At 62.7% G+C, this 12881-nt stretch carries 13 protein-coding genes; 7 read left to right on the top strand and 6 right to left on the bottom strand.

Annotation, left to right across the window (positions count from 1 at the left end; all coding sequences use genetic code 11):
• Nucleotides 1-29: 29 nt before the first annotated feature.
• Complete coding sequence (locus DVK00_RS06560; protein WP_121511968.1) at nucleotides 30-1058, top strand: radical SAM protein; 1029 nt, start codon at nucleotides 30-32, stop codon at nucleotides 1056-1058.
• A 108-nt stretch (nucleotides 1059-1166) separates the two neighbouring features.
• The gene (locus DVK00_RS21320) at nucleotides 1167-2006 is read left to right on the top strand and encodes a hypothetical protein (protein ID WP_101348843.1); all 840 of its coding nucleotides are present in this window, start codon (nucleotides 1167-1169) and stop codon (nucleotides 2004-2006) included.
• Here the strand turns inward: DVK00_RS21320 and DVK00_RS06545 are convergent, their stop codons facing one another.
• Nucleotides 2007-2327 carry a zinc ribbon domain-containing protein gene (locus tag DVK00_RS06545; RefSeq protein ID WP_101348842.1) on the bottom strand — a complete coding sequence of 107 codons (321 nt, stop codon included), beginning with the start codon at nucleotides 2325-2327 and terminating at the stop codon, nucleotides 2007-2009.
• A gap of 107 nt (nucleotides 2328-2434) precedes the next feature.
• Between DVK00_RS06545 and DVK00_RS06540 the strand changes: the two genes are divergently transcribed.
• Nucleotides 2435-2950, top strand: coding sequence for a CNNM domain-containing protein (locus DVK00_RS06540; RefSeq protein WP_101348841.1), 516 nt, complete (start codon nucleotides 2435-2437; stop codon nucleotides 2948-2950).
• Between the two features lie 3 nt (nucleotides 2951-2953).
• Here the strand turns inward: DVK00_RS06540 and DVK00_RS06535 are convergent, their stop codons facing one another.
• Nucleotides 2954-3328 carry a YccF domain-containing protein gene (locus tag DVK00_RS06535; RefSeq protein ID WP_101348840.1) on the bottom strand — a complete coding sequence of 125 codons (375 nt, stop codon included), beginning with the start codon at nucleotides 3326-3328 and terminating at the stop codon, nucleotides 2954-2956.
• A 254-nt stretch (nucleotides 3329-3582) separates the two neighbouring features.
• Here DVK00_RS06535 and DVK00_RS06530 point away from each other — a divergent pair, with 254 nt between their 5' ends.
• Nucleotides 3583-5937: a methyl-accepting chemotaxis protein gene (locus DVK00_RS06530; protein ID WP_121577450.1), complete on the top strand. Its 2355-nt coding sequence runs from the start codon at nucleotides 3583-3585 to the stop codon at nucleotides 5935-5937.
• A gap of 187 nt (nucleotides 5938-6124) precedes the next feature.
• Here the strand turns inward: DVK00_RS06530 and DVK00_RS06525 are convergent, their stop codons facing one another.
• Nucleotides 6125-7216: an aminopeptidase gene (locus DVK00_RS06525; protein WP_101348838.1), complete on the bottom strand. Its 1092-nt coding sequence runs from the start codon at nucleotides 7214-7216 to the stop codon at nucleotides 6125-6127.
• Between the two features lie 43 nt (nucleotides 7217-7259).
• A complete protein-coding gene (locus DVK00_RS22220; RefSeq protein ID WP_004959992.1) occupies nucleotides 7260-7385 on the bottom strand; it encodes a hypothetical protein in 126 nt (41 codons plus the stop codon).
• A gap of 159 nt (nucleotides 7386-7544) precedes the next feature.
• Between DVK00_RS22220 and DVK00_RS06520 the strand changes: the two genes are divergently transcribed.
• The gene (locus DVK00_RS06520; RefSeq protein ID WP_101348837.1) at nucleotides 7545-8228 is read left to right on the top strand and encodes a helix-turn-helix domain-containing protein; all 684 of its coding nucleotides are present in this window, start codon (nucleotides 7545-7547) and stop codon (nucleotides 8226-8228) included.
• Nucleotides 8229-8283: 55 nt separating this feature from the next.
• On the opposite strand, the gene DVK00_RS06515 is transcribed toward DVK00_RS06520, so the two are convergent.
• Nucleotides 8284-8793 carry a metallophosphoesterase gene (locus DVK00_RS06515; protein ID WP_101348836.1) on the bottom strand — a complete coding sequence of 170 codons (510 nt, stop codon included), beginning with the start codon at nucleotides 8791-8793 and terminating at the stop codon, nucleotides 8284-8286.
• Nucleotides 8794-8859: 66 nt separating this feature from the next.
• Here DVK00_RS06515 and DVK00_RS06510 point away from each other — a divergent pair, with 66 nt between their 5' ends.
• Nucleotides 8860-9831 (top strand): cation diffusion facilitator family transporter, encoded by a 972-nt coding sequence (locus tag DVK00_RS06510; protein WP_121577449.1) that lies wholly within the window; start codon nucleotides 8860-8862, stop codon nucleotides 9829-9831.
• Here DVK00_RS06510 and DVK00_RS06505 read toward each other — a convergent pair.
• Complete coding sequence (locus tag DVK00_RS06505) at nucleotides 9810-10562, bottom strand: hypothetical protein (RefSeq protein WP_121577448.1); 753 nt, start codon at nucleotides 10560-10562, stop codon at nucleotides 9810-9812. The genes DVK00_RS06510 and DVK00_RS06505 overlap by 22 nt on opposite strands.
• Nucleotides 10563-10638: 76 nt before the next feature.
• Between DVK00_RS06505 and DVK00_RS06500 the strand changes: the two genes are divergently transcribed.
• Nucleotides 10639-12816 (top strand): ATP-dependent DNA helicase, encoded by a 2178-nt coding sequence (locus DVK00_RS06500; protein WP_121577447.1) that lies wholly within the window; start codon nucleotides 10639-10641, stop codon nucleotides 12814-12816.
• Nucleotides 12817-12881 lie beyond the last annotated feature (65 nt).

Below are 12881 nucleotides of genomic sequence, written 5' to 3'. Positions count from 1 at the left end.
TTTCCCGCTGGGAGCGGTGGCTAGAGACAATGATTTCCGAGGGCTGCGAACAGTGCGCCAAAGGCGGCAAGATGGTGCTGTTCGTCTACGGCTACTGCGACCAGCGAGACTGCTTCTACTGTCCCCTCGGGGAGAACCGCAAGAACGTCACCCAGATGTACGCCAACGAGCGGCCCGTCGAGGACGATTCGGACGTCATCGAGGAGGCAAAGCGCATGAGCGCGCTTGGCACCTCGATCACAGGCGGCGAGCCGCAGGAAGTCCTCGACCGGACCTGTCACTATCTGGAACTGCTGAAAGACGAGTTCGGCGAGGACCACCACACGCACCTCTACACCGGTATCACCGGCGGCCGCGAGAACATGCGCCGCCTCTCGGAAGCCGGCCTCGACGAGATTCGCTTCCACCCGCCCTTAGAGCAGTGGGGCGACCTCCACGGGACCGAGTGGGAGGACATCCTCTACATCGCCCGCGAGGAGGGGCTGACCCCCGCCTTCGAGATCCCGGGCATCCGCGCCGAGGAGGAGTTCCTCGAATTCTTAGACGAGGGCGCGGCCGACTTCTGTAACATCAACGAGTTCGAGATGTCCGACGGGAACTACCGCCGGATGCAGGAGGAAGGCTTCGAACTGAAAGAGGACCACATGAGCGCCGTCGAGGGGTCCCACGACATCCTCGAGAAAATGGGCGACCACGAGAAGGTGTACTTCTGTACGAGCGTCTTCAAGGACGCCGCCCAGCACCGCTCGCGGCTCAAGCGGATGGCTCGAAACATCCGGCGTCCGTTCGACGACGTGACCGAGGACGGGACGCTCGTCTACGGGAAGGCGTGGACCTCCGAGGCGCGGCTGGAGGCACTCGGTGTCCCCGAAGAGTACTACACTGTCAAATCCGAGCACGTCGAGCTGGCCTGGTGGCTGCTTGAGGAAATGGTCGAAGAGGGCGACCTCGACAAGGGCGAAATCGTCGAGCAGTACCCGACCTACGACGGGACGGTCGTCGAGCGGACACCGCTGGCTGGCGGCGCGGATAGCGGGCGGGCGACTGCGGACGATTAGCAAGCCACCCCGTGGTTCGTTGCAGCGTGCCTGAGAGAGTCCGAAAGAGACGTTGTGCTGTCAGGACGTGGGTTTATGTCCCGCCTCAGAGAAGTGAGGGTACGCTTGATGCGCTTTGGTATCGACAGCGGCAAACTCCTGTACGCACTCGGTGTCCTGTTCGCCGCGGCTGCGCTCCTGTATTTTGTCCGTGATGTCGTGTTCGACCTCTCGATAACCGTGAAAGCGGCGCTGCTGTTGCTGGCCTTTATCGCACTGTTCGTTGCGGGTGTAGCCCTCGAACGAGACGTACTTGACGTCGTTGCCTTCGCCCTCAGTGGGGTGACCTACGTCGTGTTCGTCGGCTACGTCGTCGTTCGGTATTCGCCCGGCGAGACGGGAACGTTCCTGTTGCTCGCCATGTCCGCGGGACTGTTCGTCGGGCTCGGCTACGCGCTCCGGGCAGGGATTCCGACGCCGTCGCAGCGAACGGCGGCGGCCGCCCTCGGCGGCCTCCTCATCGTGAGTGCTGGACTCGTGGGTGCCGACGCGCTCAGCGGCGGGGTGGCCTACGATGTGCAGACAAACGAGTCGGTCACCGTGTCGGTCCCGGAGACGGAACACACCCCGAACAGGTACCCGTACATCGAGGCAGAGGTCGGGACCGTTACCGCGTCGAACCCCTCTCCGTTTCTGCGGGCGCTAGATCTCCCCTCACTTTCGGGCTGTCTGGTCGGCCCGACAGAACATCCGGATGACAGCGTGTTCATAAACACCGATATCAAGTGGGACGAGGACACTATCGGCGCTTCGGCGACAAAGTCCTACGCCGTCAGGGCTGAGTTACCGATTGACCCGAACCGGACGGAGTCACAAACGTACGCCATCGAACAGGGACACGACTGCAGTACGGAGCGCTCTGAGCCAACGCTGGTGGTGCAGGTCAGCCAGAGCGACACGATAGACTGACTACTCCAGTTCTGTGAGACACTCCTGACAGTAGCTGGCGTCTTCCATGTTCGGCGTGCCGCAGGTGGCACAGGTTACGACTGACAGACTGGTCTCCGACAGCGGCGACGACTCATCGTCAAGGATTGCGTCGGCCGGCCAGTCAGGGCCAGTCAGCGACTGGTCCTGCATCTCAGCGTGTTGGTGGACCTGCTGGATGAGTTCGTCGTCACGCATCGCTTCGAGGCCGCGCCATAGCCCCAGAAACAGCAGCGTCGGCGCGACGATGACGAATAGGCCAGCGATGACGCGCAACGCCAGTTCCACCTGGCCGAGTGCCATATGCTCATAATGAACTGGACAGTCGAGTATCCTTCGCCGCATCTGTCGGCTTGCGGGCCGTCAGACGGCGTCGACGCCTTCTTGCCTCGTCTCGCTGAAGACGGGGTATGAGTGGTCCTATCGTGGCAGTCGGTAGCGTCCTCGCTGTGGTCTTGCTTCTCGGACTGAGCGCGTTCTTTTCCAGTTCGGAGATAGCAGTGTTTTCGCTGCAAAAAGACTGGATAGCACAACAGGCAGCGACGGGGGAACGACGGGCGCAGGTGCTGCAGGAACTGTACGATAACCCCCACCGACTACTGGTGACGCTGTTGGTCGGCAACAACATCGTCAACATCGCGATTTCGAGCATCATCACCGTCCTCGTCGCGAGCTATCTCTCGCCCGGACCGGCGGTCGTTGCAACCACGGTCGTGACGAGCGTCCTCATCCTGATTTTCGGGGAGATCGTGCCCAAGGCGTTCGGCCTCGGCAACGCACAGGCGTGGGCACTAACTGTCGCGTCGCCCGTCCGACTCGTCGAGCGCGTACTCTCTCCGCTTATCACCGTGTTCGATGGCATCACTGGCCGGATAACCGCACTCATCACCGGTGAAACGGACATCGAAAAGCCGTATCTGGAGTGACCGTCAGTACTGGTACAGCGAAACGACGAACGGGAGTCTGTTGTACATCCAGATTGCCAGCGGCAGGCCGACGATTGTCAACGACAGCGCGTACGCGACACCGGTCCAGACGCCACTGGCCCACCAGCCAACGAAGACGAACCAGATCGCCCGGACGAGCAGTGAGTGCTGCGAGCCGCCAGCACTCTCCGTGACGAGCCGATCACGTCGCTTGAGCGTCAGCACCAGCGGCACCTTGTTTATCATTTTGATGCCCAGCGGGAGGCCGATGATTGTGACGTTCAGGAACCACGCGACTGAAAGCCAGATGCCGGTCACCCACCAGCCGACGAGCAGGAACCACACCGCCCTGACGAAGAGGGACCGCTGTTCACTCATATCGGCACTACCATACCTGCCAGCATAAGTCTCCGGTTCGAAGGGAGACGACTGTGGTAACACCGCACCGCCGATATCGAATCTGAAACTGGGGCGGCGGCCAGGAATGTCAGCACATCGGACAAGCAGTTACAGATAGTGACATTTCAGCCCACAAATCGCCGATTTCCCGGGCAAATCATTCGTATATGCCTCTGTCAGTATCTCTATATATCTCGTAGTTTTTTGTACGATAACTGGAAATCGCCGGACGAATGGTAAGCCGAGATGCCCGCCCCCGAATCGCCCACCTCGTCCCGGCCGCTGTGCGAGAGAGTTTCGTCCGGAAGTTCGTGGCCGCAGTGCTGGTGGCGGTCCTGGTTGCCGGCGGAATCGGGGCAGTGTTTTACACCGATACGACGCGAACGCTCGACCAGCGAGTGGAGACACAGGTCGTCTCGACCGCCGAGTTACAGGCTGACGGGCTCGACAACTGGGTCGACGGCTTCCGACGTCAGACCCAGACGCTCTCGTCGGTCAAGGAGTTCCAGAACGGGCAACCGAGCGTCATCAGGGACTACCTCCTGCTGGAATCGAGCGACCTCACCTCGGAGTTCGTCGCCGTCCACTACGTGCAAGCCTCGGACGGCACGGTCGAGGCGAGCACCGCGAGCGGGGTCCGCGGGGAGACACTTGCATCCCTCAACGTTCCATGGGGGTCGGAGATGGCAGCTATCGACAACGAGACAGATACGTCCGGGACTGTCGTTGTCCCAGAAGAGCCCTACAAGTCACCGGTAACAAACGACAGCGTCCTGGCGTTCGTCAGCTCCGCGCCGCAGAACACGGAACACGTCATCGTCGTTGAGGCGAACCTCTCCGCGCGTACCGAATCGTTCCGTGGGTCGCTGGCCGACAGCGAGACGACGATTCTCGGACCGGAGGGAACGGCTGTCGTCGGCAACAGTATACCGGGCGAGGCCGTCACTACGGTCACACGCGAGGGCGGCAACGGCTTTACCCAGTCATCGGAGACAGTGTACGGGTATTCGAGCCTCGACAGCATCCGGTGGACGGTCGTGACACAAGTGCCTGCATCGAGCGCCTATGCCCTCCGTAACCAGATTGCGACCAGTCTCCTCCTGACGCTCATCTCCGCAATAGTAATCCTCGGCGGCGTGACCGTTGCGATGAGCAGGCGCTCGGCGACAGCTCTCTCTGAACTCGCAACGACGGCCGACGAGATGCGCGCAGGCACCCTCGACGTGACGCTCGAGACATCTCGGTCCGACGAAATCGGACAGCTGTTCACCGCCTTCGACGAGATGGGGCAGTCGCTCCGCGAGCAGATCGCTGACGCGGAGGCGGCCAGGGAAAACGCCGAATCCGCCAGAAAGGAGGCCGAGTCGGCGAAAGAAGAGGCAGAAGCGGCTCGCGAAGCCGCGGAGACACTCAGCGATAGGCTCCAGAACCGCGCCGAAGACTACGCCGAGGTCATGGCTGCGTGCGCCGACGGCGACCTGACAGCACGGATGTCGTCCGACGCTGACGCCGAGTCGATGGCCCGGATCGCAACAGCCTACAACGACCTGCTCGACGAGTGGGAAGACACCATCCGCGAGGTCCGAGCGTTCAGTGAGGCCGTCGACACCGCAACCGAGACCGTCTCGGAGAACGTCGACGCAGTTCAGGACCGCAGTACCAGCGTGAAATCCTCGGCCGCAGAGATGGCCGACGGGGCAGAGACGCAGTCGGAGAAGCTCGAAACCGTCTGGACGGAACTCGAAGACCTTTCGGCGACTGTCGAGGAGGTGTCCACCGCCGCTGACACGGTCAGAGACCGGGCTGACGAAGCGCTCAGCCGGTCACAAAGCGGACGAGCTGCTGCCGAGCGCGCGGCGACGGCGCTCGACGAGATCGAACGGTCGACAGACCAGACTGTCACACAGGTCGAAGCACTCGACGCACTGATGGGTGAAATCGAATCCGTTACCGACCTCATCACTGACATCGCCGACCAGACGACGATGCTCGCGCTGAACGCCAACATCGAGGCCGCCCGGGCCGGAAGTGAAGGCGATGGCGACGGCTTTGCTGTCGTTGCCGACGAGGTGAAAGCGCTCGCCGACGAGACGGTGACAGCGACCGACGATATCGAGGCCGCTATCGGCGAGATGCGTCAGCAGGTCGAGCGCACTGTCGACGAGATGCACGCCACACAGTCGAAAGTCGATACTGGAACCGAGACGGTCGGCGATGCCCTCGATGCGTTCGACGACATCGTCGGCGACATCGAGGATGCGACCAGCGGGATGCGAGAGATCGACCGCGCGACAGACGAGCAGGCTGAGTCGACACAGGAGGTCGTCTCGATGGTTGAAGGGGTCGGCGACATCAGCGACGACACGGCTGTCGAAGCGGCCGCCGTCGCCGACGCGGCGACCGAGCAGGTCGAGGCCGTCGATGACGTCGAGTCATCCGTCGCGAACCTCTCCGACCGCGCCACCGACCTCGGGCAGTTGCTGGAAACGTTCACCGTCGACGAATCCGACACTATCGACAGTGGGACTGACGTGTTCGAGACGGCCGTCGAGGACCGAACGGGAGCAGAGTCGACAGGGGACGACTGAGCCGTCAACGTCCAGCAGCCGATAGCCGCGGTCGGTACTCAGTCCTCAAATCCGTCCTCAAAGACGAACGTCCCGTTTCGCTGGACGACCTGCGCCGACCTTTTTTTGCGTCGGGTCGCCTCTGGCGACCGCTCCTTGAAAAACGTCGATGAAAAGGCCGGCCGCTCACTCCGTTCGCGGTCAGTACTCAGTCCTCGAACCCGTCTTCGAAGACGAACGTCCCGTTTCGCTGGACGACTTCGCCATCGACTTCGATGAACGAGTCCTCGCTCATGTCGACAATCATGTCCACGTGGACGGCGGACTCGTTTTGTTCGTTGTCCTCGCCGACAGTGGCGTCGTAAGCTCGTCCTACCGCCATATGGACGGTGTCGCCCATCTTTTCGTCGAACAGCATATTGTAGGAGAACTGGTCGATATCCCGGTTCATTCCGATACCCAGTTCGCCGAGTCGGCTCGCGCCGTCATCGGTTGACAGCACCTCTGTCAGGAGGTCCTCGTTCTTCGCGGCGCTGTGCTCGACGACTTCGCCGTCCTCGAAGCGAAGGAAGACATCAGTCACTTCCCGGCCCTGGTGGTACAGCGGCTTGTCGAACAGCACCTCGCCCTCGACGCTGTCTGGGACCGGTGCGGTGAACACCTCGCCGCCGGGAAGGTTCTTTTCGCCGTAATCGTTGAGCGTCTCGTTACCGGCGACGGACATCGTCACGTCCGTTGTCTCCCCGGAAACGATGCGGACTTCGTCGGCGGGGTCAAGTATCTCGACCATCTGTGACTGGTGCTCGCGAACGGCGTCCCAGTCTTTGAGGACAGCATCCCAGACGAAGTTCTCGTACCCTTCCGTGGACGTCTGGGCGAGCTGGGCGTTGGCGGGCGCAGGGTATTGCGTGAGACACCAGGTCTTCGAGAGCCGCTCGTTCAGGAGCGGCTGCTGGGACTGCTGATAGGCGGCCGTCGTTTCGGGGTCGACGTCGCTGGTCTCGGTGACATTGTCGCTCCCCTTGATGGCGATGTACGCGTCCATCTCCTCGTACAGCGCCTCGACGTGGCTCGGCGTCTCGAACTCGTCCCGGTTGCGGAGGTAGGCGCGACGGAACCGCTCGCCGAGGCGGTCCTGCACGACAAGCGGATTTGCGCCGCGGTCAGCAGCGAACTCGTGTAGCGCCGTAACGAGATCCGCAGCCTGTGGGTGCGCGTCGATAACGAGGTTGTCGCCTTCGCTCAAATCGATAGAGTGGTCGACAATGACTTCCGCGTGTTCGCGGATACGTGGGTCCATACAGATAGGCACCACCGACGCCCCCTAATCGTTACCCTCCCGGCTACTTCTTCTTGCTCTGCTGGAACCCTTCTTTGAAGCCCTGGAAGGTCCGCCGGAGCATCAGATACATGAAGAAAAAAAACAGGAGCACAGCAGCGAGGAGTGCGTATGTGAGCAGGTCGGCCATACCGGCGGTTGTCGAGCCGAGATGAAAATGCTTTCGGGAGGAGCGCCTTCGGGCGTCTACCGGTCGATTTTGGAGGGTAAAATACGGGTTTGACCGATAGCTACAACGGTCACTGTGCTTTGGCAAAGACTCATAATCCCATAGAACATACAGATAGTCATGTCGTTGCTGCCCTCTCGGGACCCGGCGACCCCGGACGCCGAACCCCGAGTCATCGGTGTCGACAGTGATGATGCGGACGACGTGCTGTCGGCACTCTCGGCAGAGACAGCGCGCAATTTACTGTCAGAACTAAACAAGGAGCCGGCACCGCCGTCAGAGCTGGCCGACCGGGTGGATACGTCGCTGCAGAACGCACAGTATCACCTGAAGAAACTGAAAAACGCCGGCGCGGTCGAGGTCGTCGATACGGCGTACTCCGAGAAGGGACGCGAGATGGACGTGTTCGCGCCGGCCAACCAGCCACTCGTTATCTGTGCCGGTGACGAACAGGAAACGTCGGGACTCCGGGCGGCGCTGGCGAACATTATCGGCGGTTTCGCTATCATCGGCTTCGCAAGCCTGCTGGTCCAGCAAGTGTTCGGGAGCGGGCAGGGAACGCTGTTTGGCGGCCCGACAGTGTCGTCCGGGAGTGCGGACACTGGCAGCCGGGACCCGAGTTTTTACGCCGAGAACGCGACTGTGACCGACGGCGGCTTCGAGGCTACTGCGGGTGCACTCGACACTGCCGCACAGGGCGGTGCCGAGGCCGCTGCCGCCGTGATTCCGCCGGGCCTTGCGTTCTTCGCTGGCGGCGCATTTGTCATCGCGGGCATGGCGGCGCTGTGGTATATCCGGCAGTAACCGCCTGCAGCCGGTTTGCTCCGGTATTACCACAATTAGCGTCGCTACGATACGCTCACCGATTGACGATAGTCGTCGAAATCGGCGTCCCGTCCGGGGAGCGAAGGCGGACGCGAACGTCGCCAGCCATCACGTCCAGTTCCGCGTGGGCCGGTTGATAGCGCCGCGGGTCGGCGTAGCTACCCGGATTAACCAGCGTCCAGCCGCCAAAATCGGTCAGTACGGGTTTGTGTGAGTGACCGACGACGACGATGTCGGCCGCCTCCTGTCGGGCCAGCATGCCGAGTGCGGTTTCGGTGTGCTCGTGCCCGTGGACAACGACGATGGTCAGCCCTTCCCAAGAGACGGTCGCAACGTCTGGGAGTCGATCACGGACCGGTGGTCTGTCGTTGTTCCCGACAACGCCGGTCAGTTCGTCGCATTCGGCCTCGATGGCATCGAGGACCTGCTCAGTCATGAAATCGCCTGCATGGAGAACATGGTCGGCGTCGCGGACAGCGGCAAGCGTCCGACCTGTCAGCCGGTGGTCCTCCGTTCCGTGCGTGTCTGAGATAGCAGTGAGCATACTGACGGTAGCGGGGCCAGGTATAAATCCAGAAGCATTTTGCGTTACGGTCGTGACGGAAAAATAATGGCAGGGAGTAAATCAGTCGTCATCGCCGCACTGATAGCCAACGGCGCGATTGCGATTCTGAAGTTCTTCGGCTTCCTTCTCACGGGGAGTGCCGCGATGCTGTCGGAGACGTACCACAGCATCTCAGACACCGGGAATCAGGTGTTTCTACTCATCGGGATTCGGTTCAGCGAACGGGAGCGCGACCGCCGTCATCCTTTCGGGTACGGCAAGGCACAGTTCTTCTATAGCTTCCTCGTCTCCGTGTTCCTGTTCGGCATCGCCGGCTGGGAGAGCGCGAAACACGGCTGGAACGAGCTCACGGCCGGCGGCCACGGCGGTGGTGGACACGCCGGCGAGGCCGTCGAGTTCCTGTTTTTCTCCTTCCAGCCCCCGGCGTGGCTGGACCCGCTGTGGGTCAACTACACCGTCCTCCTCGGTGCGTTCGTGTTTGAGACGTACGCACTGGTGAAGGCCCGCGCGGAGATGCAGCGACAGATAGACCGCAACGACTGGTCGGGATACCGCGAGGCGTTCCGCAAGACCAGCGACGTGACGACGCTGACCGCCCTGACCGAGGACGCCATCGCACTCGCGGGGATCGTCATCGCGCTGGTCGGCCTGTTCCTCGAGCAGCAGACCGGTAACCCCTTCTTCGACCGGGTTTCCGCACTACTCATCGGGATTATGCTGATGGGCTTCGCCCTGGCACTGGCCTGGGAGAACAAGCGGCTCCTGCTGGGGGAGAGTCTCCCGACGGACGAGGAACAGCGCCTCCGTGAGGTTGTCATGCAGAACGAACACGTGGACGAAATTATCGGCTTCCGGACGGTCTACTTCGGGCCGAACGAGGTCATCGTTTTCGCAGACCTGCAGTTCGACCCGGCGCTGGACACGGAATCGATAGACGACGAGATAACGGCGCTGGAATCGGCGATGCAGGACACCAACGACGACATCAGGAAAGCCTACGTCGAGCCGGAAGTGTAAGGGTCGTTGTCTTCGAGCCACCACGGAATCGGGACGCGGGCGATATCGGTTGTGACCGTCATCGTCGTGTCGATATCCGGCCGCTCCGGCCGCTGTTCAGTGTGTTCGACATGTCTGATTACTCCCTGTCGGTCGACGTACAGCCGTGACCGCACGACCGCGGATTCGTTTTCGGCGGTTGGTGTCTCGACCGCATTCGTTGCGGCCAGGACAGCGACAGGCCGTCCGTTCCGCTGGACGGACGCCACCGTCCGATACGCAGTGTTCGACAGGAGCCGTCGAAGCAGGTCAACGCCGGGCGGCGAGGCGACAAGCGACGTGTTCGGCGTCGCTGGCGTGGTGGCGTACGGCGTATCGGGGTCGTCCCGGACGTTCGTGTACAGCGTCCCGTCGGCGAGGACCACGTCGTCCGATATCGGACCGAACCGCTGTCTGACCCGCTGGATGCCTCGTTGACGGTCGATCCAGACGTCGAGCGTGTTCTGTGGCCCGGCCTGTTCGACGTGTCGATGGAAGTTCCGGTTCGAAAGTGCCCGCTGATGGCGGTCGAGCAGTCGGTCCACGTCGACCCTCCCGTCGCTGGTCGGGACTGTGACCGTCGCCTCCGGTGTGTTAGTGGGGACGGGCGCTGGCGTCACCGGGTCGCTGTCGTCCGCCGACGGGCCAGCCGGGAGGAAGCCGGAACACCCCGCGAGAAGGGCAATACCGACGGCGAGCGTGACACGCCACATGTATCTCTTGAGGAGCGCTCGCGGCAAGTAGCTGTGGGGGCGAACCCTTTTGCCGGTGAACGGCCAATCGGGGCACGTGGCAACGACAGACGACGGCTACATGCGGTTTTTCCCCTTCGAAGAGCCGTACGACCATCAGCAGGAGGCGATGGGCACGATATACGACGCCCTCGAAGAGGGTCGGGACGTGCTGTTCGAGGGGGCCTGTGGGACCGGAAAGACGCTTGCATCGCTGGTCCCTGCGCTGGAACACGCCCGCGAGACGGGCAAGACCGTCGTCATCACGACGAACGTCCACCAGCAGATGCGCCAGTTCGTCGAGGACGCCAGAGCGATAACGGACCAGGAGCGCCTGCGGGCCGTGGTCTTCCGGGGCAAGGGCTCGATGTGCCACATCGACGTGGACTACGAGGAGTGTCAGGCACTTCGAGACACGACCCGTGACCTGGTCGAGGTCGAGAGCGACATCGCCGAACTCGAACAGCGCGAGGGCGAACTCCTCTCGGACGGCCAGGCGGGCAGCAGCGAAGCGATGGAGGCCCGTAACGCCGTCGTCGAGGAACTCCGGGACCTGCAGGACGAGCGCGAGGAAATCGAAACCGAACGCTCGACCTGCGACCACTACTACCGGAACCTTACTGTCGACACCAGCGAGTTCTACTCCTGGCTGTTCGACGACGTCCGGACGCCCGATGACGTGTACGAGTACGCCCACCAGCAGGGACTGTGCGGCTACGAACTGCTGAAAGAGGGGATGGACGGCGTCGACCTTGTCGTCTGTAACTACCACCACCTGCTGGACCCCACCATCCGCGAGCAGTTCTTCCACTGGATCGGCCGCGACCCCGAGGACATCATCGCCGTCTTCGACGAGGCTCACAACGTCGAGTCGGCCGCCCGTGACCACGCCCGGCGGACGCTCACCGAGAACACGCTCGACCAGGCCATAGAGGAACTCGACGGCGAGGACGACGCCCGGACCGACGCCGCGGCCAACGTCATCGAGACGTTCCGGGACGCGCTCGTCGAAGCCTACGAGGACTCGTTCGAGTTCGGCGGGCGCGCGGCCGTCGACGAGCACTGGGACGACGTGACCATCGCTAACGACGACCGGAAAGACGACCTGACGCTCGCCTTCCTGCAGAGCTACACCGGCCCCGGCTTCCACGAGGAACTGGACCACGCGCTGGACCTCGGCCGGGACCTCGACGCTCGCTACCAAGAGGCGTTCAAAGAAGGAGACCTCGACACCAGAAAGGAATGCCAGACGCTGCAGGCCGCCGGCTTCATTTCCGACTGGCTCGATGAAACGGACGAGACCGGTCAGTACCCCGTCGTCAGCGTCCGCCGGGACGAATCGACAGACGAGGTGTACGGCCGCGCGGAACTGTACACCTGCATCCCCGAGCAGGTGACCCGCGACCTGTTTTCCGACCTGCACGCGGCGGTGCTGATGAGTGCCACGCTGCGCCCGTTCGACGTGACCGAGAACGTCGTCGGCGTCGACGACCCGGTGACGATGGCCTACGGTGCGCAGTTCCCCGAGGAGCGCCGGCGGACCTATGCCGTCGACGGCCCGGCGCTGTTTTCCAGCGAACGGGACGACCCACAGACCCAGCAGCGCATCGCCCGCACGCTCGAAGACATCGTCCGGTTCACCCCCGGCAACACACTTGTGTTCTGCCCCTCCTACAGCGAGGCCGAGCGCTACCACGACATGACCGCCGTGAGCGCGACGCGATACCTCGACGAGCCGGGCACGCAGGCCCGGGACCTCCGGGAGGCCTTTACCGACGGCGACGACGGCGTCCTCTACACCTCGCTGTGGGGGACGCTCGGTGAGGGGGTGAGCTACGACGGCGACGACGCCCGGACCGTCGTCGTGGTCGGCGTCCCGTACCCCCACCTCGACGACCGGATGGATGCCGTCCAGGACGCCTACGACGTGGCCTTCGGCGACGACGAGGACGAGGCCGGCTGGCGCTACGCCGTCGAGATTCCGACGGTCAGAAAGACGCGGCAGGCCCTCGGACGAGTCGTCCGCTCGCCCGAGGACTTCGGCGCGCGCATCCTGCTTGACAAGCGCTACACGGAGGCCGCCGAGATGGAGATGCACGACTACGCCGTCCGCGGGACCTTCCCGCCGGAGGAACGCCGCGAGATGGTGGATATCGGGCCCGAGAAACTCAAGTTCGCGATGCTGAATTTCTACCAAGATATGGACGCCTACGACGGGCCGCCGCCGAAGCCTTGAGTACGGGTTCGGAACGGCGACCGACCGGAAACCGGATAGTTTGAAACCCTCCACGTGAAACGGAC

The sequence above is a fragment of the Haloarcula sp. Atlit-47R genome (assembly GCF_003665985.1).
Classification (GTDB): domain Archaea; phylum Halobacteriota; class Halobacteria; order Halobacteriales; family Haloarculaceae; genus Haloarcula; species Haloarcula taiwanensis.
Note: the sequence above shows the minus strand (reverse complement) of the source record. Positions and strands in the feature narration are given on the sequence as shown.

Excerpts from the sequence above, each read along its gene's own strand:
- DVK00_RS06535 (WP_101348840.1), bottom strand. The coding sequence starts at position 3,328 with ATGAGTGAACAGCGGTCCCTCTTCGTCAGGGCGGTGTGGTTCCTGCTC.
- DVK00_RS06510 (WP_121577449.1), top strand. The coding sequence starts at position 8,860 with ATGGCAGGGAGTAAATCAGTCGTCATCGCCGCACTGATAGCCAACGGC.
- DVK00_RS06560 (WP_121511968.1), top strand. The coding sequence starts at position 30 with ATGATTTCCGAGGGCTGCGAACAGTGCGCCAAAGGCGGCAAGATGGTG.
- DVK00_RS22220 (WP_004959992.1), bottom strand. The coding sequence starts at position 7,385 with ATGGCCGACCTGCTCACATACGCACTCCTCGCTGCTGTGCTCCTGTTT.
- DVK00_RS06525 (WP_101348838.1), bottom strand. The coding sequence starts at position 7,216 with ATGGACCCACGTATCCGCGAACACGCGGAAGTCATTGTCGACCACTCT.
- DVK00_RS06540 (WP_101348841.1), top strand. The coding sequence starts at position 2,435 with ATGAGTGGTCCTATCGTGGCAGTCGGTAGCGTCCTCGCTGTGGTCTTG.
- DVK00_RS06530 (WP_121577450.1), top strand. The coding sequence starts at position 3,583 with ATGGTAAGCCGAGATGCCCGCCCCCGAATCGCCCACCTCGTCCCGGCC.
- DVK00_RS21320 (WP_101348843.1), top strand. The coding sequence starts at position 1,167 with ATGCGCTTTGGTATCGACAGCGGCAAACTCCTGTACGCACTCGGTGTC.
- DVK00_RS06520 (WP_101348837.1), top strand. The coding sequence starts at position 7,545 with ATGTCGTTGCTGCCCTCTCGGGACCCGGCGACCCCGGACGCCGAACCC.
- DVK00_RS06515 (WP_101348836.1), bottom strand. The coding sequence starts at position 8,793 with ATGCTCACTGCTATCTCAGACACGCACGGAACGGAGGACCACCGGCTG.
- DVK00_RS06505 (WP_121577448.1), bottom strand. The coding sequence starts at position 10,562 with ATGTGGCGTGTCACGCTCGCCGTCGGTATTGCCCTTCTCGCGGGGTGT.
- DVK00_RS06545 (WP_101348842.1), bottom strand. The coding sequence starts at position 2,327 with ATGGCACTCGGCCAGGTGGAACTGGCGTTGCGCGTCATCGCTGGCCTA.